Below are 20,433 nucleotides of genomic sequence, written 5' to 3'. Positions count from 1 at the left end.
CCGAAATCTAGGCCCGACCCGTCGACCGGGCATCCCGCCGCTTGCTTTTGAATTCCATGATCGGTCCTCGCGCAGGCCGCGCCCAGCGGCGCCGGGGCATTGACGGAGGTTATGCCCGGCGCCGGCATTGACATTGGTCAGCCGGCCGCGCCGCGCCTAAGCTGGCCCGCCCATGTCCGTTCCCCCCAAGCCGCCCGCTCCCGCTGCCACCGCTCCCCTCGGTCTGGGCCTGGACGCCGGCGGCACCCAGACCCGCTGGGCCCTGGCCGAGGCCGGAGGCCACCTGCTGGCCGAGGGCCATGTGGCGGGCATCAGCGGCCTGCAGCTGGCCACGGCGCCGGGCCGCGTCGCGCTGGCCCAGACCGCCCATCGGCTGGCCGCCGCCGTGCTGCCCCATGGCCGGCCCGGCGGCCTCTACGCCGGCATCACCGGCGTCGGCGAGGCGCAGGGCCTGGCGGCCCTGCAGCTCAAGGACATCCTGTCCCAGGCCCTGGGTCTGGCGCCGGCGGCGATGTTCGTCGGCAGCGACATGGACATCGCCTACCGCAGCGCCTTCGCGCCCGGCGAGGGCTATCTGCTCTATGCCGGCACCGGCGCGATCGCCGCCTTTATCGACGAGCAGGGCCAGATGCAGCGCGCCGGCGGCCGCGGCGCCCTGCTGGGCGACGAGGGCAGCGGCTACTGGATCGCCCGCGAGGCCCTGGCCCTGGTGTGGCGCCGCGAGGACGAGGCGCCGGGCAGCTGGCGCGACTCGCCGCTGGCGCGCCGCCTGTTCGACGCCCTGGGCGGCAGCGACTGGGCCGTCACCCGGGGCTTCGTCTATGCCGGCGAGCGCGGCGCCATCGGGCGGCTGGCGCTGGTCGTGGCGGCCGCCGCCCACGAGGATGCCGCGGCCCGCGCCCTGCTGCAGCGCGCCGGGGCCGAACTGGCGCGCCTGGCCCGCGCGCTGCTGCGGCGCTACGGGCCGCGCCCGGTGGTGGCCGCCGGCCGGGCGCTGCAGTTGCACCCGCTGATCGAGGACGGGCTGCGCGCCGCGCTGCCGCCCGGCATCGCGCTGACAATCACCCATCTGGAACCCCACAAGACCGCCGCGCAGCTGGCGGCCCGCCTATGAAGACCACGCCGACCCTGTTCGCCTCCGTGGCCCTGACCGCCCTGCTGGGCGGCTGCGCCACCGGCCCGGATGCGCCGCTGCGCATCGACACCAGCTATACCTCGGCCAACCAGGACAGCCGCGCGCAGTTCCTGGTGCTGCACTACACGGTGCTGGACTACGAGAAGTCGCTGAAGGTGCTGACCAGCGGCGGCCTGGTCTCGGCGCATTACCTGGTGCGCGACCAGCCGCCCACCGTCTACCGGCTGGTGGACGAGAACCGCCGCGCCTGGCATGCGGGTTCCAGCTACTGGGGCGGCGCCACCAACCTGAACGCGGCCTCGATCGGCATCGAGATCGTCAATCCCGGCTACCAGGACACGCCGCAGGGCCGGGTCTACGCGCCGTTCTCGCAGGCCCAGATCGACGCGGTGATCAAGCTCTGCAAGGAGATCGTCGCGCGCCATGACATCAAGCCCGAGCGCGTCATCGGTCATGCCGACATCGCGCCGGGGCGCAAGCAGGACCCCGGTCCCGCCTTCCCCTGGAAGCAGTTCGCCGAGGCCGGCCTGATCCTCTGGCCCGACGCGGCCCAGGTGACGGCCAGGGTGCCGCTGTTCACGCTGCAGCCGATCGAGGTGGCCTGGGCGCAGGAACGGCTGGCGCGCATCGGCTACAACGTGCCGCGCCACGGCGAGCTGGACCTGCTGACCCAGGAGGTGATCACCACCTTCCAGATGAAGTACCGCCCGGGCAACTACGATGGCCTGCTGGACCCCGAGACCGCGGCCCTGATCGATGTGGCCTCCACGCCCGGCGGCATGGTGATGCTGGGCAAGCCGGTGGTGGGCGCCGGCGCCGCCAAGCCCTACACCTCGCGCTGGTAGGGCCGGCCGAACCGGCCGGGTTCAGCCCTTCTCTCAGCCCTTCTTCTTGATCAGGCCCCAGACGAACAGCAGCGCGACCGCGCCGACCACCGAGGCGATGAAGCCCGCGCCCTGGCCCGCGGCATACCAGCCCATGGCCTGGCCCAGATAGGTGGCGGCCAGCGCGCCGCCGATGCCGATCAAGGTCGTGACGATGAAGCCGGCCGAGTCGTCGCCCGGCTTGAGGGCGCGCGCCAGCAGGCCCGCGACAAAGCCGATCAGGATGGTCCAGACAATGCCCATGCGTCGTTTCCTTTCGGTGGCCAAGGCCGCGGGGCGCGGCCGGATCATGATAGCGGCGGGCGGCGCCCGATAACGCAAAGTTATATTTCGTCCAGCTCATTTCAGTTGTGAGCCCGACTCCACCCCTCCAAGATGCCCGGTTCCGCCATGAAGCCCGCCCAGCCGCCTTGTCCCGCCCCGCAGACGCCGCCCCGCCCGGGCGGCCGGAGATGAGCATGCGGCTGCGCCATATCGAAGTCTTCCATGCCGTGATTGAGCCCCTCGGCCGAGGGGTACATCGGCCGATCCCCCGGGGGGATGCGGGCCGGCTTGGGGCGGCCCGGCGCTCGGCCCGGAGAATCACGGCATGAGACTGCGCCATATCGAGGTGTTCCATGCCGTGATGCAGGCCGGCACCATCAGCGGCGCCGCCCAGCTGCTGCACATCTCCCAGCCCGCGGTCACCAAGGTGCTGCAGCATTGCGAGCTGCAGCTGGGCATGGCCCTGTTCGACCGGGTGCGCGGCAAGCTCTATCCGACGCCCGAGGCCGAGCGCCTGTTCGTCGAGATCGACAAGCTGAACCGCGACCTGGTCTCGATCCGCCGCCTCGCCGCCAATCTGCGCAGCGGCGAATCGGAGCAGGTGCGCCTGGTGGCCACGCCCACCTTGGGCGCCTCGGTGATTCCGGCGGCCATGACGCCCTGGTGCCGTGCCTACCCGAACGGCCATTGCGTGCTGGCGACCAACCACACGCGCGAAATCGTCTCGGCCCTGCTGCTGGGCGAGGCCGACCTGGCGCTGTCGCTGCAGGACCCGCGCCATCCCGGCATCAAGACCGAGGTGCTGGCCAGCGGGCCGATGATGGCGCTGTGCCCGCTGGGCTCGCCCGAGGCGGCCGGCCAGGGCCCGCTGCCGCTGGAGCAGATCAGCACCGAGCTGGTGGCGCTGCCGGCCGACGATCCGCTGGGCAATGTGGTGATGAACGCCTTCGAGGCCCAGGGCAGCCAGCCGGTCACCCGACTGACCGTGCAGACCTACCAGCTGGCGCGCTCGCTGGTGGAGGCCGGCGTGGGCATGAGCATCGTCGACCCCTTCACCGCCGCCAGCGCCGACCGCAGCCGCGTGCGCCTGCGCCCGCTGGCGCCGATGATCCCGGTGCAGCTCTACCTGCTGACTGCCGCCAACGCGCCGCTGGCGCAGACCGCGCGCCGCCTGGTCAAGTACCTGGGCGAGGCTGCCAAACAGAACCTGGAGAGCCTGTAGTTGTCCTGCCTGCCGATGATTCCCTGCGAGGAGGTGCCCGGGCACCCCGACTTCCGTGCCCTGCTGAGCATTCCCGGCATCGGCGTGGACCTGCGCTATGCGACGCCGGACAACTTCGTCGGCCGCAATGTCTACGGCGGGCTGGACTGCAGCTATCTGCGCCGGGAGGCTGCCGACGCGCTGCAAAGGGCCGCGGCGTGGCTGGCCGCGCACCGGCCCGGCTACAGCCTGCTGGTGCTGGACGCGCTGCGGCCGCAGCGCGTGCAGGAGGTGCTGTGGAACGAACTGCTGGGCACGCCGCTGACCTTGTATCTGGCCAACCCCGAGCGCGGCTCCATCCACAGCTTCGGCATGGCGGTCGACCTGACCGTGCTGGACCCGCAGGGCCGCGAGGTGGACATGGGCTCGGGCTTCGACGAGATGGCCCTGACCTCGCACCCGGACCACGAGGCCGAGCACCTGGCCCGCGGCCTGCTGAGCGCCGCCCAGCTGACCGAGCGCGGCTGGCTGCGCGCCGCGATGCGCGAGGCCGGCTTCCAGGGCATCAGCACCGAGTGGTGGCATTTCGATTTCGGCGATCGCGTGGCCGTGCGCCGTGATCTCCCTCGCGTGATGTGAACCACCCCTACGCGCTGCGCGTGCGCCCTCAAGGAGGCACCGCCGGCCGCCCGGTACACCCAACCATGGAGAGCAGCAAGACATGACCCTGAGCCGCCGCCTGCTGGGCCAATCGATCATCGCCGCCGGAGCTTCTGCCGGCGGCCTGGCCGCCGCACCCGCGCTTGCGCAGCCGCCGCGCCGTGCCGCGCTGTACCCGAAGCGCCTGCAGCCCGGCGACACGATCGCCCTGGTCAGCCCGGCCAAGGCCACCTTCGAGCGGGAGCCCTACGCGATCGCCGCCGAGGCCCTCCAGGCCCTGGGCTTCAAGGTGCGCGAGGCGCCGAACCTGCGCGCGCGCTGGGGCAAGTTCGGCGGTACCGACGAGCAGCGCGCCGCCGACCTGAACGCGATGTTCGCCGACGATGCGGTGGCCGGCATCGTCGCGATGACCGGCGGTTCGGGCTGCAACCGCATCGTCGACAAGCTGGACTACCGGCTGATCGCCGCCAAGCCGAAGTACTTCGGCGGCTTCTCCGACATCACCTGCCTGATCAACGCGATGCAGCGCCAGACCGGCCTGGTCGCCTTCCACGCCCCGGTGGCCGAGTCCGAATGGAACGGCTTCTCGGTCGCGCATTGGCGCGCCCTGGTGATGGACGGCCAGGCCCCGCTGCTGAAGAACCCGAGCGGGGAGCGCGGCGACAACCTGGTGCAGAAGGAAGACCGCATCACCACGCTGCGCGGCGGCCGCGCGCGCGGCCATCTGGTCGGCGGCAATCTGGCGGTGCTGGCCTCGCTGGCCGGCACGCCCTATTTCCCCGATTGCCGCGGCGCGATCCTCTTCCTCGAAGAGATCAACGAATACATCTACCGCGTCGAGCGCATGCTGTCGACGCTGCGCCTGTGCGGCGCGCTGGCCCAGCTCGGCGGCGTGGTGATCGGCAAGTTCACCAAATGCGAGCCCGGCGACGGCTATGCCAGCCACACCTTGGACGAGGTGTTCGACGACTATTTCCTGCCGCTGAACCTGCCGGTCTACCGCGGCGCGATGATCGGCCATATCCGCCGCAAGTTCACCGTGCCGGTGGGCGCCGAGGCCGAGATCGATGCCGACGCCGGCACCCTGCAGATCCTGCGGCCGGTGACGGTCTGAGCGGGTTCGGTCAGGCCTTGGCGCAGGCCGAGGCCGGCAGCGCGTGGGGCTTGATCAGCTCGGCGCTGCGCCCGCTGCGGCACAGCCTCACCAGGGCGGCGTTGAAGGCCTGGAAATTCTTGAGCGGCACGCGCTGGCGCGACAGGCCGAAGGAATAGGCAAAGCTCTTCACCGTGCCGGCGGCCTGCAGGCCGGGAATGTTCTCGTCGCGGATCAGGGCCAGGGCCACGCTCTCGTTCAGCAGGCCTAGCGCCTTCGGGCCGTAGCGGCCGGCGCTGAGCTTGCGCAGCACCGTCAGGTTGTCGGACTCCACCACGGCCTGCACCTCCTCCAGGCCCTCGACCAGCTCGTCCAGTACCAGCAGGGTGTTGGACGGACCATAGGCGGCGATGCTGCGGCCCTGCAGCGACTGGGCCTGGCCGCGGTACTGGAAGTCGTCGCCGGCATGGGCGAACAGGGTGTAGCGCGCATCGATCACCGGCACGCTGACATGGAAGTAGGCGCGCCGTTCGGCACCGTCGACGATGCCGAAGATGCCGTCCACCTCGCCGCGCTGCGCCATGCCCAGGGCGCGCCGCCAGGGCAGCACCTCGACCTGGCACTGCCATTTCAGCTCGGCGCAGGCCGCCTGCAGCAGCTCGACCATGGGGCCGGCCGGCTTGCCCTGGCGCTCGTAGCTGTAGGGCGGGAAGGGCTCGGTCACGAAGCGCAGCGGTGCCGCCTGGACGGCGGCGCCCAGCAGCGCCAGCGCCAGCGCCAGCGCGCCTGCGATTCGTCGTGGGCGCCGCTGCGTGTCTCTTCCACCCATCTGCCGCTCTCCCGTCCCTCTTGATGGGTGTGCAGCATAGTGGTTCCGGGCGCCGCATGGCGCCCGGCGGCCCCGCTCAGCGCTGCCGCGCCAGCCAGTCGATCAGGGCGTCCAGCACCGGCCGACCCTGGGCCGCGGCCTTGGGGTCGTTGAGCATCGCGGATACCACCCAGATGCGCCCGCCGGCGTCCGGCACATAGCCGGCCAGCGCGACGGCGCTGCTCAGCGTGCCGGTCTTCAGGCGCGCGCGGCCGGTGGCCGGGCCGTCCTTCAGGCGCTGGCTCAGCGTGCCGTCGACGCCCGCCACCGGCAGCGTGACCAGCAGCTCGGGGCCATGCCGGCCCTTCTGCGAGGCCAGCAGCAGGGCGGCCATCTGGGCCGCCGTGATGCGCTCGCTGCGCGACAGGCCCGAGCCGTTGTCCAGCACCAGGCCCGCGTCCGCGATGCCCTGTTCGGCGAACCAGGTGCGCACCACGCGCTCGGCCGCGGCGCGCGTGTCCTCGCCGGGCGCGGCGGCCGCGGCGCCCAGGCGCAGGTAGACGATGCGGGTCAGCGGGTTGTCCGAACTCTTCATCATGCCGCGCATCGCTTCGGCCAGCGGTCGGCCCTGGTGGCGGGCCAGCACGACGGCGCCGGGCGGCGTCGCCGCGTCGCGGTCCTCGCCCGAGATCGTGCCGCCCAGCTCGCGCCAGATCTGGCGCACCGCCTGGGTGGCGATCCACTGGCGCTCCACCAGGTTGAGCTGCGGCTCGGCCTTGCAGTGCCGCGGGAAGCTGCCGGCCAGGCGCACGGTGGCGCCGCTCGCGTCCTGGGCGACGGCCGGCAGCTGCCAGCCGCGCGCCCAGTCCTTGCAGGCCTTGTCGTCGAGCGTCACGGCGCTGGCGTCGACCCGCATGCCGGGCCAGGCCGGCAGCAGGCGCGCCCGCAGCGCGTCGGCGTCGGACTGCAGCAGCATGCCGAGCAGTTGGCCGTTCAGGTAGAGCGCATCGGGGATCACGTTGTAGGGGAACTCGGGCGCCTCGTCGAAGGGCGGCACGCCGATGTCCGATCGGCCGGGGTTGAAGAGGCTGCGATCCACCACCAGGCCGCCGCGGATCTCGCGCACGCCATGCTGCTCGCGCAAGGTGCGCAGCAGGGTCCAGAGCGCGCCCCAGTCCAGCTGGTCGTCGCCGCCGCCGCGCAGGTACAGCGGGCCCGGCAGCACCTCGCCGGCCGGCGGTGCCTCGGCCAGCAGCTCGGTGCGGCCGCGGCTGTTGGGCCCCAGGCGGTCCAGCGCCACGGCCCCGGTGACCAGCTTCATCGTCGAGGCCGGCTGCATCGGCCGCTCGGCCTGCACGCGCAGGCCGCGCTCGCGCGCATCGAGCGGGAAGGCGACCACGGCCAGCGAGGACTCGGGCAGCTTCGCCTGGGCCAGCGCCGCCCGGATCTCGTCGGGCAGGCCGGGGCCGGGTGTCAGGCCGGCGCAGCCGGCCAGCGCCAGCGCGGCGGCGCTCAGGCTCAGGGATCTCGGCAGCATCTTCTTCAGACCTTCAGGGCTTGGTAGACCAGCTGGGCCAGCGCGACATCCTCGAGGCCGATGCCGACACTCTTGTAGACCGTGACGGCCCGCGGATCATGCGGCGCGGGCGCGGCCAGCAAGGAGCCCAGCTCGACCAGGCGTTCCGGCGCCACCACGCCGGGCGCGGCGCGCACCAGCTCGCCGGCCTCGGCCCGGGCGGCCGGCAGCCATTCGACGACGATCCGCGCGGCGCGCGCCAGCAGCGCGTCGTCCAGCTCGCGCGCCACCGGCTTGCTGGAGCCGACCGCGGCGACCAGGGCGCCGGGCCTGACCAGGGCGCCGTCGAACAGCGGTTCGCTGGCGCGGGTGGCGGTGACGATCACGTCGGCCTGGCTCGCGGCGGTGGCGGCGTCGACAAGCTCGGCGCCGATCTGCGCGGCGAATTCGGCCGCGGCCGCGCCGTTGCGGGCGCACAGCAGCACGCGCTCGAAGGCGCGCAGCGGGCGCAGGGCCTCGGCATGCGCGCGCGCCTGCGTGCCGGCACCGAAGATCGCCAGCACCCGGGCGTCGGGGGCGGCCAGCGTGTCGACCGCCAGCGCCGTGGTGGCCGCGGTGCGCACGCGCGTCAGCTCGTTGGCCTCCAGCGTGGCCAGCGGCAGGCCGGTGGCGCAGTCGAACAGCGTGATGACGAACTGGAACTGGCCGTTGCGGGTCGAATAGACCTTGCTGCCCATCACCTCGCCCAGCACCGCGCCCATCGCGCTGAGCATCAGCGCCGCACCGTCGCCGGCCGTGGCGGCGGCGCGGCCGCGCGCCAGCACGGCGGCCTGGCCGCGGCCCAGCTCGATGAAGGCGCGGCGCAGCGCGGCGATGGCGGCCGGCGTCTGCAGGCTGCGGGCGACCTGGGATTCGGTGATCAGTTGCATGGCATCGAAGGCGTCTTGACGGGGATGGCGCACTGTATGCGGCCGGCGCGCAAGCGCGCGGCTTGGCGCCGATAACTTATTGCCGATGGGCCAGAAGCCGCGGGAATGAGCGGCCACGGCGCCCCAACAGCGGGTGAAAAGCGCGGTAGCAGCGGGCATGCCGGCGCCAAGCCGGGGCGGAATGCGGCCCGCATTCCGTCAGGTTATATCCAGGCGACAAGCATTCATCACCGCTATACAACAAATGCGTGACGGCCCTCTGGCGGCCCACCCTCGCTGTGCTTGATCATGATTGCAAGTCGGCAACGGAGCGCACACCGCACCGGGCCGACAGGCACAGCAATCAACCATTCCAACCATCGTCGGGAGCGCGCCTGGCAGAGCAGCGCGCCGTGCCGCATCGGGTCCAAAGAAGGAGAAGCACCGTGAAACTGAACAAACTGGCGCGCAGTCTTGCGCTGATCGGCATCGGCGCCCATGCGCTGAGCGGCGCGTTGGCGCAAACCGAGCCGGCGACCCAGAAGGTCGAGCGCGTCGAGATCACGGGCTCCAGCATCAAGCGCCTGGCCGCCGAAGGCGCGCTGCCGGTGCAGGTCATCACGGCCGAGGAACTGAGCCGCAAGGGCATCACGACGGCCGAGCAGATGCTCAGCCAGATGGGCATCAACGGCACCGGCGCCGACAGCGCCACCGCCAACAACAATGTGTTCGGCAACGACACCGACCGCCTGACCGGCGGCTCGGCCAACGCCAATCTGCGCGGCCTGGGCCCCGGCAGCACCCTGGTGCTGCTGAACGGCCGCCGCGTCTCGACGCATGGCATGAGCGGCGGCGCGGTCGACCTGAACGCGATCCCGATGGCCGCGGTGGCGCGGGTCGAGGTGCTGAAGGACGGCGCCTCGGCGATCTACGGGACCGACGCGATCGGCGGCGTGATCAACTTCATCCTGAAGAAGGACATGCAGGGCGTCGACGTGGCCGTCAACTACTCGCAGCCACTGGAGTCCGGCGGCGGCACCAAGCGCCGCGCCAGCGTGACCGGCGGCTTCGGCGACCTGGAGCGCGACCGCTTCAACTTCCTGGGCAGCGTGACCCTGGACAAGGAAGACATCCTGCGCGGCCGCGAGCGCGACTGGGCCACCGGCTTCCAGCCGAGCCGCTATCTGTCGCCCGATTCGTCCAGCCACCCCTTCGCCAACATCCTGGGCAACAGCTCCACGGTGGCCGGCACGGCGCTGGGCGGCGCCAGCGGCACGGCCGGCTCGACGATCGGCACCGGCGATCCGACCAAGTACACCCGCATCAACCTGCTGAGCCTGCAGGGCGCCTGCGACTCGATCCCCACCGGCGTGCAGTACCAGCCGCAGCTCTGGAACGCCAGCGCCGCGTCCAGCCGCTACATCTGCAACACCGACTACGGCGCGCAGTCGATGCTGTCGCCGCCGAAGGACGCCTACAACCTGGTGGCGCGCGGCAACTTCCTGCTCACCGACCGCCATACGGCCTTCGTCGAGCTCACGGCCTCGCGCACCGAGATCCGGGCCGAGCTGACGCCCGGCCAGTTCAGCACGACCAACGCCGCCGGCAACCACTATCCGGTCAGCGGCCCCTATTACCTGAACCTGAAGGACCACGGCGTCAACAGTTTCGATCCGACCAAGCCGATCGCCTACCGCTGGCGCATGCAGGACTTTGGCAACCGCGTGATCGAGAACGTCTCGGACAACAAGCGCCTGGCCGCCGGCCTGGACGGCGACATCGGCGCCTATTCGTACAAGCTGGGCCTGTCGACCGCCAAGGCCGAGGGCTGGTCCAACCTGATCGACGGCTATGCCTACACCGCCAAGCTCAACGCGGCGCTGAAGACCGGCCTGATCAACCCCTGGCTCAAGCCCGGCGAGCAGCAGACCCAGGCCGCGATGGACCTGATCGAGTCGACCAAGGCGCGCGGCCGCCTGCAGGGCGGCGAGACCACGCTGCACCAGTTCGACGGCGCGCTGTCGGGCGAGCTGTTCAAGCTGCCGGCCGGCCCGCTGGACTTCGCCATCGGCTTCGACGTGCGCAAGGAGAGCTACGAGTTCGCGCCCGAACCCGACTCCTTCAGCTGCGTCTCGGGCCTGAGCAACGGCGCCAACGACGTGCTGCTGTGCCCCGGCAACGGGGCGGTGCGCAAGCAGTCGCGCGACATCCACGCCATCTACGGCGAGCTGGCCGTGCCGGTGTTCAAGGGCTTCGACCTGCAACTGGCCGTGCGTCACGACCAGTACAGCAAGATCGGCGGCACGACCAACCCGAAGGTCGCCTTCCGCTACCAGCCGAACGACAAGATCCTGCTGCGCGGCTCGGTCAACACCGGCTTCAAGGCGCCGAGCTTCCAGCAGCTGGCCCCGAACCTGGCACCGCTGCTCGACACCGCGGACTGGCGCGATCCGGTGACCTGCCCGACCGTCAGCGCCACCAACCCGGAGTGCACGCGCCGCCTGGACTATGTCGTGACCGGCGATCCGGCCCTGAAGCCCGAGAAGAGCAAGCAGGGCACGATCGGCATCGTCCTGTCGCCGGTGCGCGACCTGACGATGTATGCCGACTACTGGCGCGTCGACCTGGACGACCGCCTGCGCAAGCTGACCCTGACCGAGGTGAAGAACAACTATGAGCTGTTCCAGGACCTGTTCCAGCGTGACGCCGCCGGCCATGTGACCATGGTCACGACCGGCTGGCAGAACGCCGCCGACAGCTCCACCAAGGGCGTCGACTGGGGCGCGGCCTACCAGTTCAAGCATGAGACCGGCACCTGGCGCGCCAGCATCAACGGCACCCATATGCTGAGCCACAAGGAGCGCGCCATCGCGAACCAGCCGCTGCAGGAATATGTGGGCGAATTCGCGCTGCGCACCCTGTTCCTGCGCAACAAGTTCAGCGCCGACCTGGGCTGGGGCCGCGACGACTGGAGCACCACGCTGACCACGGTCTACAAGTCCGGCTACAAGGATCAGGACCTGACGCGCTTCGGCACGCCGCGCCGCGACGTGAACAGCTACACCACGTTCAACCTGTTCGCCAGCTACACCGGCTTCAAGAACATGGTGATCACGGCCGGCCTGAACAATGTGCTCGACACGGCCCCGCCGTTCACCTATCACAACGTGGACGATGTGGTCGGCGCCGGCTGGGATCCGCGCGTCGGCGACCCCTTCGGCCGCACGCTCAGCGTATCGCTCAGCTACAGCTTCAGGTAACAGGCCTCCGACCGCGGCGCCGCGTCCCGCATGCAAGCAAGCCCGCCCGCGCAAGCCGGCGGGCTTATTTCCTTCTTGTGCGACCTTGAATCCGCGGCCTGACCCTCCCATCGAGGGGGCGCCCTACGACCGGCTTGGCCTGCTTCCGACCGCCCCGATGCCGAACATGGAGGCGTCAGCCATGGCGCCCCCAGGGTCCTAAGGGATGTCCTCGTGCAGGCACAGACAGTTGCCTTCCGGGTCCTTGAACCAGGCGGCCTTCTCGGCGCCGAGAACGCACACATGGTCGACGGTCTTGAAGTCCGGGAAGTCGTAGTCCTCGAACACGACTCCCGCCAGCTTCAAGGCTCCGATGGTCGCCGCGATATCGGCCACCTGGAAACTGATCGCCGTGTGCTCGGCCTTCGTTCCATCCGGCTTCGGGAACAACGCCAGGGTGCTGCCTCCCACCTGATAGACGAACTTGCCATCCGGTTGGAAGCCTCCCGGCACCAGCCCAAGGCGCCCCTCGTAGAACTCGCGGGCCCGGGCCATGTCGATGACCGGGAGCATCGTGGTAACCGCGGCATTGGCCAGCATATGCAGTCCTTTCGCCCGGCTCGGGGGCGCTGGCATCGAAGGATGCCGCTTGGGCCCGGTGAGCCAGCGGCCAAGCATAGGGCGGACGGGAAGCTCCGGCAATCCGGCGCCTCGGCTCGGACGCCGGGCGGCATCGCAAGCCGCCCGCCTTTGCGGGCCTCCACCCCGGCGGCTTACCGTTCGGGGTCGGCCCCCGCCAGCAGCTCCAAGCCCCGCCCCGCGACATCCATCCGCACCCGCAGCCCCAGCGGCAGCGCCGCATTGGGCCGGCAGTGGCCGGAGGGCCAGCCGGCCAGCACCGGCTTGCCTAGGCGGTCGAGGTAGTCGGCCAGCACGGCCGTCGGGTCCTCGGCGTCGCTGAAGCTGCCGACCAGGAAGCCGGCCACGGCGTCCAGCACGCCCGCATGGCGCAGCTGGGCCAGCAGGCGGTCGACCCGGTAGGGCTCCTCGGCCACGTCCTCGATGAAGAGGATGGCCCCCTCGGGGCGGGGCATCCAGCGCGTGCCGAGCAGCGCGGTGAAGACGGCCAGATTGCCGCCGATCAGGCGGCCGCTGGCGCCCTCGCCCCGGTTCAGCGCATGGGCGGCCAGCGGCGGTGCGAGGCGGTCGCCGACCCGCAGGCCGCGCCTGAGCAGGCCGAACAGGGCCGCCGCGTCCGGCCCGGCCTCGGGGTGCAGCAGGTCGGAGGCCGGCATCGGCGCATGCAGGCTGGGCAGGCCCAGGCCGTCGAGCAGGCCGTGCAGCGAGGTGATGTCGCTGTAGCCGATCAGGGGCTTGGGGTGGCGCCGCAGCAGCGCGGTGTCGATGCGGTCCAGCAGGCGCGCGCAGCCATAGCCGCCGCGCAGCGCATAGACGGCATCGACCTCGGGATCGGCGAAGGCCGCATGCAGGTCGGCCAGGCGGCCGGCGTCGTCGGCCGCCAGAAAGCCCAGATGGGCCGGACCGGCGGCATGGGGAAAGAGCTTGGCCCCGAAGCCATGCGCGGCCAGCAGGGCCGGCACCTGCTCCAGCGTGCCCGGCCCGGGCGGGCCGGCCGGGGCGATCAGGCCCAGGGTGGCGCCGGCGGGCAGGGCGGGGAACAGCAGCGCGGACATCAGGTGCCGCCCAGTTGCAGGCCGTCCAGGGCGATGGGGCTGGCGCGGCCCGAGATCAGCTCGGCCAGGATGCGGGCCGAGCCGAAGGAGAAGGTGAAGCCCAGGGCGCCATGGCCGACGTTGAGCCAGAGGTTGCCCACCGGCGTGGCGCCGAGGATGGGCGCGCCGGTGGGGGTGGCGGGGCGCAGCCCGGTCCATTCGGCGGCCTGCGCATAGTCGGCGGCCCGCGGGAACATCGCATGCACCGCGCGCTTCAGCGAGGCGATGCGGCCGGGGTCGATACGCAGGTCGTCGCCGACCAGGTCCACCATCGCGGCGACGCGCAGGTCCCGTCCGATGCGGGCATACAGCACCTTGCGTTCGAAGTCGGTCACGCTGACCTCGGGCGGGCGGTGCTGGGCGCCGATCGGCGCGGTCAGGCTGTAGCCCTTGAGCGGATAGATCGGCAGATCCAGCCCGACGCTCTTGCCCAGGCCGCGGCTGTGCAGGCCGGCGGCCAGCACGAAGGCATCGGCGGCCAGGCCGTCGCCGCCGGCGGTCTGCAGCGCTACCGCGCGGCCGCCGGCGAGCTCGAAGCCGCGTGCCTCGGCCGTGACCAGACCGGCGAAATTGCCGTGCCGGCGCAGGCGCTCGGCCAGCTGCAGACACAGCGCATGGCAGTCGGCCACCGCCTCGCCGGTGGTGAAGATGCCGCCGGCGAACTGGGTGTCGGCATGGGCCAGGGCCGGCTCCAGCGCCACGCATTCGTCATGCGTCAGCGCGCGCTCGGGCGAGCCCGGCTGGGCCCCGACGCGCGCGGCCACGCGGCGGAACTCCGCGGGCTTGCGATACACCACCAGCTTGCCGGGCGCGCGCAGCGCGATGCCATCGCCCAGCTGGGCGGCGGCGTTCAGCTCGGCGAACGCGGCCTGGCTGAAGGCGCCCAGCTCCAGCAGGCGCGCCGTGGTGCGGCGGTTCACCGGGCCGCGGCAGGCGCGCAGGAAATCGATCATCCAGGCCCATTGGTGCCAGCGCGCCTCGGGCTTGAAGCGCAAGGGGCCGTCGGGGTCGAGCAGCCAGCGCAGCGCCTTCAGCGGCACGCCCGCATCGGCCAGTGGCGAGACATAGCGGTAGCTGAGCTGCCCGCCGTTGGCGCGACTGGCGCCGCCGGCCAGCTCCCGTTCGCGCTCCACCAGCGTGACCTTGTGGCCACGCTCGGCCAGGGCCCAGGCGCTGGTCAGGCCGACCACGCCCCCCCCGATTACCACCACATGCTTCATCCGGACTCTTCCGCGGATTCTTTGAACTGCCGGCAGGGTACGGGACAAGCAGGCGCCGCAGCCAATGAAAGCGCAGGCGGCTCGTATAACTTGGGCGCATGCGGCCTAGCAGTTGTCTAGGGAAGATCCCGCAGATGCTCGTCCTCGGCCCAGGCCAGGATCTCGAAGCGCCCGTCGGTCAGGCGCAGCCGGTTGATGCCGGCGTTGGGAATCGCGCATTCGCGCGCGCCAGTCAGAGGCAGGTTCTTGGCGGCGCGCCACACCATGTCCAGCACGCCGCCATGGGTGACGACGGCGAGCCGCCGGCCGGGATGCTCGCGGCCCAGCTCGCCGAGCGCGGAGATCACGCGGCCATGGAACAGGCGCCGACTCTCGGCGCCACCGGGCAGGGCGTAGTCGGGATCGTGGCGCGCCCACAGCGCGAACTCGGCCGGGTGCTTCACCTTGATGTCGTCGAAGGTCAGCCCTTCCAGGATGCCGAAGGCCTGCTCGCGCAGCGCCGGCGTGAAGCTCGGACGCAGCTTCAGCAGCTCGGCCATCGGCGCGGCGGTCTGGCGGGTGCGCATCAGGTCGCTGACCACCAGCGCATCCAGCGGCTCGCCGGCCAGCCGCTCACCGAGCCGCTGCGCCTGGGCCAGGCCGCGTTCGTTGAGCGGCACGTCGATCTGGCCCTGGAAGGTCTGGCGGCGGTTCCAGTCGGTCTCGCCATGGCGGATCAGCAGCAGTTCGGTCATCGTGCCCACGATTATGGACGGGGGCTCAGATCCAGGGCTGGGGCAGCCGCTCCGTCTCGATGACGGCGCGCACCGCCGGCCGCGCCAGCATGCGCTGCAGGTAGGCGCCGAGCCGCGGCAGGCTGCGCGCCGGGCGCGCGAAGCCGCGGGTCCAGCGGCACAGCATGAAGGCCATCGGATCGACGGCGCTGTAGCGCTCGCCGAGCAGCCAGGGACCGCCTTCCCCCGCCGTTTGTGCGGCCAGCTGCGCCTCCAGCTGGTCCAGCAGCGGCCCGATGCGCGCCTCGGCATGGGCCTTGATCTGGGCCACGCCGGCGGTGTTGCCCGCGTCCACCCAGCGTTCGGGGTAGTAGTAGGCCATGATCAGCGGCTGGACCGTGTTGGTCAGCCAGATCAGCCATTTGTAGAACTGTGCCCGCTCGGGCGTGGCCAGGGCCGGCGCCAGGCCGGCCTGCGGATGCGTGTCGGCCAGGTGCAGCAGGATGGCCGCGGTCTCGTAGAGCACCAGTTCGCCGTCCTGCAGCACCGGGATCAGGCCGTTCGGATTCAGCTTCAGGTAGGCGGGCGACTTGTGCGCCCCATGGTCGCGGTCCACCGGCAGCAGCTCGAAGGGCAAGCCCAGTTCGTGCAGCAGGATATGGGGCGCCATGCTGGCGTTGCTGGGGTGGTAGTGCAGCTGGATCATGCGCGGCTCGGCAGCGAGGGTGCGCCATCATCGCATTGCCCGCTGCATGGGCCTGGGCGCCCGGCAACGGGAGGCCGATCGGCGGGATGGCAAGCGCTCTGGGCCACCACCCGGGCGGTGGCGATGCAGGACGGCTTGGTGTTCGACCGCGCGGGGGAGGCGGCCTGGATGGACGGACGGGAGGCACGATGCGGTGAAGATCCGGCTCCTGCACCCGGTGCGTGCCTTTTGCGCGCATCAGCGCGGCGAGGTTGAGCGAGGGGTTGCCCTGCGCCGGCTGTCTTCTTGCTCCGGGGCGCTGATTAAGGGAGCGCGTTAGGCTGGAAGCGGAAGTTCACCAGCGCCCGCTTTGCGGCGGCTGCGTGCTGGACAGCGAATCCAAGGGGCTGCGCACGGCACCGCCGCCCATCCTGAGCACATGGGTGTAGATCATAGTCGTCGCCACATCGGCGTGGCCCAGGAGTTCCTGCACCGTGCGGATGTCGCTGCCGGCTTGCAGCAGGTGGGTCGCGAAGCTGTGCCGCAGCGTGTGCGGCGTGGCCGGCTTGGTGATGCCGGCATCGCGCACGGCCCGCTTGAAGGCCCGCTGGAAGGTCTCGTCATAGAGATGGTGCCGGCGGACGACACCGCTGCGCGGTTCGGTGGAGTGGTGGTCTTGAGGGAAGACCCAGAACCAGCCCCAACTCGATCCCGCGCGCGGGTACTTGCGCTCCAGCGCATAGGGCATCTCAACGCCGGCGCAACCCCGCGCGACATCCTCATTCCAGACCTGGCGACACGCGCCCAGCTGTACCCTGAGCACCGACAGCAAGGACTGCGGCAGCATCACCACCCGATCCTTGCGCCCCTTGCCCTCGCGGACATAGATGGCCCGGTGGCCGAAATCCACATCCTTCACCCGTAGGCTCAGTGCCTCCGAGATGCGCATGCCCGTGCCGTACAGCAACTCGGCCAGCAGCCGATGAACGCCGGACATGCCCACCAAGACCGTCTGGACTTCCTCGCGGCTCAACACCACCGGCAGGCGCGGCTTCGGCACGGGCCGGCCGATGTCCTGCATCCATGGCAGTTGCTGCCCCAGCACCTTGCCATACAGAAAGAGCAGGGCCGACAGAGCCTGGCGATGACTGGATGGTGAGAGCTGGCGCTCGGACGCCAGGTGGGTCAAGAACGCCTCCACTTCGGCGCCGCCCATCTCGGCGGGATGCCTGAGCAGATGAAAACGAATAAAGGCGCGCGCCCAATAGACGTAGGCGCGCTCGGTTTGCAGGCTGTAATGCACCAGCCGGCAGCGCTCACGAATCTGATCGAGCAGCCGCACCGAGCGAAGCGGCGCCAGCTCGGCAACCGGCGGCGGACGTAGGGTTCCCCGGGGGACACCCTGACCCGAATGAGATGGCAACATGGCGGCATGCCTTCCTCCTGGTGGGCGCCGCGCGGACCCGCCAGGACAGATGTGACAGGCGCGGCATTTGCTGTCAAAAATAATACTGTATAAAAATACAGTCAACAAGGGGAAAGCAAAGATGGGACAAGGGCTTACACATGGCTTGCTGCGGCTGTTAGCGCGCGGCTTCCGGTGTTATCCGACACTTGCTGTCGGTATATAACTAGTTAGAAATTCAGAATGCAGATTCCGCCGCGCGTAGCTCCGTACTTTGAGTGCTGCTACATCCTGGGATTCAGCATTTGCAATGGATGCGGCGTCAGCGCCGAATTCCAGTCAAGCCATCCTCGATTCAGCGACTTCTGGTGGCTCGATGAAGCGGCGGCCATGTCTACGCAAGGCTGGATGGTTCCAGAATCGCAGGTCACGTTCTGTCGGGCGTGTGCGGAAAAGCTAAGCATCAGACACAACCCCAATGCCTACACGATCGACACCGAGAATTTCTAACCCTGCCATGGATCGGACAGCCAAGGGCTGGCCTCGCTACGGCACCTCGTCATTGTTGCCTTCGCTCGGCCAGCCCTTGGCTGCCGCTCATGTTGAACGTTAGGCGGCAATGAGAGATCCCGTGAACCGAATCGAAGGCCGCTCCTTCCTGTGGCTCTTCTTTCTTGGTGGCCTTTGTTGGCTCACCTCTCAAGCAATGTTCGGCCCTGAAAGCACATTGGCCTGGTCTTCTCTTTCGGCCCTAATGGCGCTCGCATTCTTCATCCAACTGCTCTCGGGGTTTGCCTTCGATCCGTATTGGATTGCTCGATATGGTCGTCGCACTACGCCCGCTAAGTATTGGTTCTGGGTTGCGACCTATGGACTCACTGCCGCCCTGCTAGCACGTGCTGCATTTCTGGCGTCGGCGGGTGCTAGTGTTGCCGCCTAACAATTCATTCAAGCCGAAGCCGCTTCGCGGCTCGGCTTAATTCAGGCGTTAGGCCTACATGAAACATTCTTGGTACTCGCTCCTACTGCTCTTCTGCGCTCCGGCATGCCTCGCCGCGCCGGACGCATGGTTCCGTGACTGGCCTCAGGGTGCGACTGGCCAGGACATTCCACCTAGCCTAGTGATTGAGGTTCCGCACTCGCTGTTTGGCCAGGCCGAAGGTCTGCTCAAGTCCAAGCCCATCCTAGAGATTGGCGAGCACTATTTCTCCGGCTTTGCCTACAAATGCCCAAGTGGCACAAGCGCCTACCTGGTGCGTGCCCTCTACGAGCATCCCAACAGTGGCAGCTTCAACGTCAAGCAGCGCGGGCATGACCTTCTTGTGCGGCACTACGCCTTGGGGCCAAGATCAACCACTCACCGGTCTGCCTTGGTTGTTTGCCTTAGCTTTGATCCGGAGCAGGTCTATGTGGCCACAGGTGGCGCACTGTAGGCCTAACAATTCATTCAAGCCGAAGCCGCTTCGCGGCTCGGCTTAATTCAGGCGTTAGGCCGCACAGGGCGCACACTGTGGCTACTCGAAGCGCCTTGAAAACACCGCGGCTGTTGGACCACCGCCTGGCCCTTCCACGCACACAATCTGCGCTTGCATCTAAACTTCGCGATGGGAATCTTCAATGTTTGCAATTAGAGCCGCACTTGTTCTTACATCGGTCTTCGCCCTGTCAGCCTGCTCTTCGACTGGCGTACTTCAAAGCGGAAACGATCGATACATGATTTCAAAGACGAGCCTCCAAGTCGGCTTTGGGGCTCCTACAGCGGTCCATGCTGAGATCTCTCGGGAGGCAAATGACTTCTGCGCCAAGCAGAACAAAAAGGTAGAAGTCGTCAACACGACAATCAATCATCCGGCACTCGGAAAGCCGGGTTCAGCCACCGTAGAATTCCGATGCGTCACCGAGCAGAAGTGAGGTCAGTTTCGTCACGATGGCTTGTCTGGGCTCGCAGACGGTCATGTACTCGGTGCGGCCTAACCCCTCGGTCAAGGGGAGCGCCAACGGCGTGCCACCAGGCCCCGGCCACAGGTACGTTGTACATTGTCTGTGGCCGGGGCCTGGCGTCACGCCGTCGTCGCCCCCTTACCTCGAACGTTAGGCGTCATGGAAGAAGGTGACATGGCGATTGCTGTTCCGGAAATGCTCCGGCTTGCCCGCGAGCTGATCCCCATGCTTCTACAAGGAGAGGATCCGCGGCTCGAAACTCTGCGGCTGCAGTGGCAGGCCGCCACCGTAACTATCAGCGGTGCCTCGTCCTGCGGCTTTTATGCAGACATCTCTGTCCTGCCTGAGGCACCGCGAGTGGAAGCGCCTAGCCAAGGCGGCGGAAATGCCGTGATTCCCGTGCAGGGTTGCGAGCAACCGGCTGGGTGCGTGCTGTACGTCGTAGATGGGGCGCTTAACTTTCTGGAGGTGTACAACGTCATCGCCTGGGAGGAGGCTCCGGTCTTTGGCTCTCCTCAGGATGTCGAGCCCTTCGAGTTTCAACTATCGGTTGCCAGCACGGGCCATGGCGCCTAACAATTCATTCAAGCCGAAGCCGCTTCGCGGCTCGGCTTAACTCAGGCGTTAGGCACCATGGGAAAGAATCCCGCTCATTCAACACCGCACATGGACCTCTCCATCCTCAAGAATGCGATTGGCTCTTGGTACCACCAGGATGCCTACCTGGACTTTGCATCGGACGAGGAGATCTGGGCAGATATCTTTGCCGGCCACGCCCCTGCAACGCGATCCCTACTCGCAACGCAGCTCGCGGAGTTGCTGCAACAGAGCGATAGCGCAATCCTTGGCCTGTGGAACTCAGAGGCGCACTCGCATACTTTTACTAGCGGGGATGAGGCTAGGAGTTTTCTTGGTGCAATGCTCAAGTTCTTTGAGGATCGTGAGCATGGCGCCTAACAATTCATTCAAGCCGAAGCCGCTTCGCGGCTCGGCTTAATTCAGGCGTTAGGCGTCATATGGCAACGTCT

General features: G+C 69.0%; 21 protein-coding genes. 11 read left to right on the top strand and 10 right to left on the bottom strand.

From position 1 onward, the window contains the following. Positions 1-172: 172 nt before the first annotated feature. Positions 173-1,114, top strand: coding sequence for a BadF/BadG/BcrA/BcrD ATPase family protein (locus AC07OQ_RS22640; protein ID WP_495055400.1), 942 nt, complete (start codon positions 173-175; stop codon positions 1,112-1,114). Further along, positions 1,111-1,980 carry an N-acetylmuramoyl-L-alanine amidase gene (locus tag AC07OQ_RS22635; RefSeq protein ID WP_495055399.1) on the top strand — a complete coding sequence of 290 codons (870 nt, stop codon included), beginning with the start codon at positions 1,111-1,113 and terminating at the stop codon, positions 1,978-1,980. Before AC07OQ_RS22640 ends, AC07OQ_RS22635 begins: the two co-directional genes overlap by 4 nt. Before the next feature lie 33 nt (positions 1,981-2,013). Here the strand turns inward: AC07OQ_RS22635 and AC07OQ_RS22630 are convergent, their stop codons facing one another. Further along, positions 2,014-2,262 carry a GlsB/YeaQ/YmgE family stress response membrane protein gene (locus tag AC07OQ_RS22630; RefSeq protein ID WP_495055398.1) on the bottom strand — a complete coding sequence of 83 codons (249 nt, stop codon included), beginning with the start codon at positions 2,260-2,262 and terminating at the stop codon, positions 2,014-2,016. 346 nt (positions 2,263-2,608) lie between these two features. On the opposite strand from AC07OQ_RS22630, the gene AC07OQ_RS22625 reads away from it, so the two are divergent. The 3 genes from AC07OQ_RS22625 to AC07OQ_RS22615 all read left to right on the top strand — a co-directional run bounded on the left by AC07OQ_RS22625 (position 2,609) and on the right by AC07OQ_RS22615 (position 5,258). Next, the gene (locus AC07OQ_RS22625) at positions 2,609-3,505 is read left to right on the top strand and encodes a LysR family transcriptional regulator (RefSeq protein ID WP_495055397.1); all 897 of its coding nucleotides are present in this window, start codon (positions 2,609-2,611) and stop codon (positions 3,503-3,505) included. After that, the gene (locus tag AC07OQ_RS22620; protein ID WP_495055396.1) at positions 3,506-4,123 is read left to right on the top strand and encodes a M15 family metallopeptidase; all 618 of its coding nucleotides are present in this window, start codon (positions 3,506-3,508) and stop codon (positions 4,121-4,123) included. Between the two features lie 82 nt (positions 4,124-4,205). Then, positions 4,206-5,258, top strand: coding sequence for a S66 peptidase family protein (locus AC07OQ_RS22615; RefSeq protein ID WP_495055395.1), 1,053 nt, complete (start codon positions 4,206-4,208; stop codon positions 5,256-5,258). 10 nt (positions 5,259-5,268) lie between these two features. On the opposite strand, the gene AC07OQ_RS22610 is transcribed toward AC07OQ_RS22615, so the two are convergent. From AC07OQ_RS22610 to AC07OQ_RS22600, 3 genes are all read right to left on the bottom strand, one after another. Further along, a complete protein-coding gene (locus AC07OQ_RS22610; protein WP_495055394.1) occupies positions 5,269-6,066 on the bottom strand; it encodes a substrate-binding periplasmic protein in 798 nt (265 codons plus the stop codon). Positions 6,067-6,142: 76 nt separating this feature from the next. Next, positions 6,143-7,582 (bottom strand): D-alanyl-D-alanine carboxypeptidase/D-alanyl-D-alanine endopeptidase, encoded by a 1,440-nt coding sequence (gene dacB / locus AC07OQ_RS22605; protein ID WP_495055393.1) that lies wholly within the window; start codon positions 7,580-7,582, stop codon positions 6,143-6,145. 5 nt (positions 7,583-7,587) lie between these two features. Beyond that, positions 7,588-8,490, bottom strand: a complete 903-nt coding sequence (locus AC07OQ_RS22600; RefSeq protein WP_495055392.1) for an ornithine cyclodeaminase family protein — start codon at positions 8,488-8,490, stop codon at positions 7,588-7,590. Positions 8,491-8,915: 425 nt separating this feature from the next. Between AC07OQ_RS22600 and AC07OQ_RS22595 the strand changes: the two genes are divergently transcribed. Next, positions 8,916-11,729: a TonB-dependent receptor gene (locus tag AC07OQ_RS22595; protein WP_495055391.1), complete on the top strand. Its 2,814-nt coding sequence runs from the start codon at positions 8,916-8,918 to the stop codon at positions 11,727-11,729. 198 nt (positions 11,730-11,927) lie between these two features. On the opposite strand, the gene AC07OQ_RS22590 is transcribed toward AC07OQ_RS22595, so the two are convergent. The 6 genes from AC07OQ_RS22590 to AC07OQ_RS22565 all read right to left on the bottom strand — a co-directional run bounded on the left by AC07OQ_RS22590 (position 11,928) and on the right by AC07OQ_RS22565 (position 17,485). Next, on the bottom strand, positions 11,928-12,308 hold the full coding sequence (locus tag AC07OQ_RS22590) for a VOC family protein (RefSeq protein WP_495055390.1): 381 nt from the start codon (positions 12,306-12,308) through the stop codon (positions 11,928-11,930). Positions 12,309-12,481: 173 nt separating this feature from the next. After that, entirely contained in the window at positions 12,482-13,402 is a 921-nt protein-coding gene (locus AC07OQ_RS22585) for a S66 peptidase family protein (protein WP_495055389.1), read from the bottom strand. Next, entirely contained in the window at positions 13,402-14,709 is a 1,308-nt protein-coding gene (locus AC07OQ_RS22580; RefSeq protein ID WP_495055388.1) for a D-amino acid dehydrogenase, read from the bottom strand. The genes AC07OQ_RS22585 and AC07OQ_RS22580 overlap by 1 nt, the downstream gene beginning before the upstream one ends. Before the next feature lie 68 nt (positions 14,710-14,777). After that, positions 14,778-15,395 (bottom strand): histidine phosphatase family protein, encoded by a 618-nt coding sequence (locus tag AC07OQ_RS22575; protein ID WP_495055387.1) that lies wholly within the window; start codon positions 15,393-15,395, stop codon positions 14,778-14,780. 25 nt (positions 15,396-15,420) lie between these two features. Continuing rightward, complete coding sequence (locus AC07OQ_RS22570; protein ID WP_495055386.1) at positions 15,421-16,080, bottom strand: glutathione S-transferase family protein; 660 nt, start codon at positions 16,078-16,080, stop codon at positions 15,421-15,423. A 334-nt stretch (positions 16,081-16,414) separates the two neighbouring features. Further along, entirely contained in the window at positions 16,415-17,485 is a 1,071-nt protein-coding gene (locus tag AC07OQ_RS22565; protein WP_495055385.1) for an integron integrase, read from the bottom strand. Positions 17,486-17,707: 222 nt separating this feature from the next. Here AC07OQ_RS22565 and AC07OQ_RS22560 point away from each other — a divergent pair, with 222 nt between their 5' ends. From AC07OQ_RS22560 to AC07OQ_RS22540, 5 genes are all read left to right on the top strand, one after another. Further along, a complete protein-coding gene (locus AC07OQ_RS22560; protein WP_495055378.1) occupies positions 17,708-17,974 on the top strand; it encodes a hypothetical protein in 267 nt (88 codons plus the stop codon). Between the two features lie 121 nt (positions 17,975-18,095). Continuing rightward, a complete protein-coding gene (locus AC07OQ_RS22555) occupies positions 18,096-18,404 on the top strand; it encodes a hypothetical protein (RefSeq protein WP_495055384.1) in 309 nt (102 codons plus the stop codon). 58 nt (positions 18,405-18,462) lie between these two features. Next, positions 18,463-18,897, top strand: coding sequence for a hypothetical protein (locus AC07OQ_RS22550; protein ID WP_495055383.1), 435 nt, complete (start codon positions 18,463-18,465; stop codon positions 18,895-18,897). Positions 18,898-19,579: 682 nt separating this feature from the next. Next, positions 19,580-19,981, top strand: a complete 402-nt coding sequence (locus AC07OQ_RS22545) for a hypothetical protein (RefSeq protein WP_495055382.1) — start codon at positions 19,580-19,582, stop codon at positions 19,979-19,981. A gap of 90 nt (positions 19,982-20,071) precedes the next feature. Then, positions 20,072-20,362, top strand: a complete 291-nt coding sequence (locus tag AC07OQ_RS22540) for a hypothetical protein (protein ID WP_495055381.1) — start codon at positions 20,072-20,074, stop codon at positions 20,360-20,362. Positions 20,363-20,433: the final 71 nt, after the last annotated feature.

This window comes from Roseateles sp. GW821-FHT09B06, from assembly GCF_059418245.1.
This window is presented reverse-complemented; position numbering and strand designations above follow the sequence as displayed.

Excerpts from the sequence above, each read along its gene's own strand:
- AC07OQ_RS22635 (WP_495055399.1), top strand. The coding sequence starts at position 1,111 with ATGAAGACCACGCCGACCCTGTTCGCCTCCGTGGCCCTGACCGCCCTG.
- AC07OQ_RS22570 (WP_495055386.1), bottom strand. The coding sequence starts at position 16,080 with ATGATCCAGCTGCACTACCACCCCAGCAACGCCAGCATGGCGCCCCAT.
- AC07OQ_RS22630 (WP_495055398.1), bottom strand. The coding sequence starts at position 2,262 with ATGGGCATTGTCTGGACCATCCTGATCGGCTTTGTCGCGGGCCTGCTG.
- AC07OQ_RS22590 (WP_495055390.1), bottom strand. The coding sequence starts at position 12,308 with ATGCTGGCCAATGCCGCGGTTACCACGATGCTCCCGGTCATCGACATG.
- AC07OQ_RS22640 (WP_495055400.1), top strand. The coding sequence starts at position 173 with ATGTCCGTTCCCCCCAAGCCGCCCGCTCCCGCTGCCACCGCTCCCCTC.
- AC07OQ_RS22545 (WP_495055382.1), top strand. The coding sequence starts at position 19,580 with ATGGCGATTGCTGTTCCGGAAATGCTCCGGCTTGCCCGCGAGCTGATC.
- AC07OQ_RS22560 (WP_495055378.1), top strand. The coding sequence starts at position 17,708 with ATGCAGATTCCGCCGCGCGTAGCTCCGTACTTTGAGTGCTGCTACATC.
- AC07OQ_RS22585 (WP_495055389.1), bottom strand. The coding sequence starts at position 13,402 with ATGTCCGCGCTGCTGTTCCCCGCCCTGCCCGCCGGCGCCACCCTGGGC.
- AC07OQ_RS22540 (WP_495055381.1), top strand. The coding sequence starts at position 20,072 with ATGGACCTCTCCATCCTCAAGAATGCGATTGGCTCTTGGTACCACCAG.
- AC07OQ_RS22600 (WP_495055392.1), bottom strand. The coding sequence starts at position 8,490 with ATGCAACTGATCACCGAATCCCAGGTCGCCCGCAGCCTGCAGACGCCG.
- AC07OQ_RS22615 (WP_495055395.1), top strand. The coding sequence starts at position 4,206 with ATGACCCTGAGCCGCCGCCTGCTGGGCCAATCGATCATCGCCGCCGGA.
- AC07OQ_RS22610 (WP_495055394.1), bottom strand. The coding sequence starts at position 6,066 with ATGGGTGGAAGAGACACGCAGCGGCGCCCACGACGAATCGCAGGCGCG.
- AC07OQ_RS22575 (WP_495055387.1), bottom strand. The coding sequence starts at position 15,395 with ATGACCGAACTGCTGCTGATCCGCCATGGCGAGACCGACTGGAACCGC.
- dacB (WP_495055393.1), bottom strand. The coding sequence starts at position 7,582 with ATGCTGCCGAGATCCCTGAGCCTGAGCGCCGCCGCGCTGGCGCTGGCC.
- AC07OQ_RS22550 (WP_495055383.1), top strand. The coding sequence starts at position 18,463 with ATGAAACATTCTTGGTACTCGCTCCTACTGCTCTTCTGCGCTCCGGCA.
- AC07OQ_RS22565 (WP_495055385.1), bottom strand. The coding sequence starts at position 17,485 with ATGTTGCCATCTCATTCGGGTCAGGGTGTCCCCCGGGGAACCCTACGT.
- AC07OQ_RS22625 (WP_495055397.1), top strand. The coding sequence starts at position 2,609 with ATGAGACTGCGCCATATCGAGGTGTTCCATGCCGTGATGCAGGCCGGC.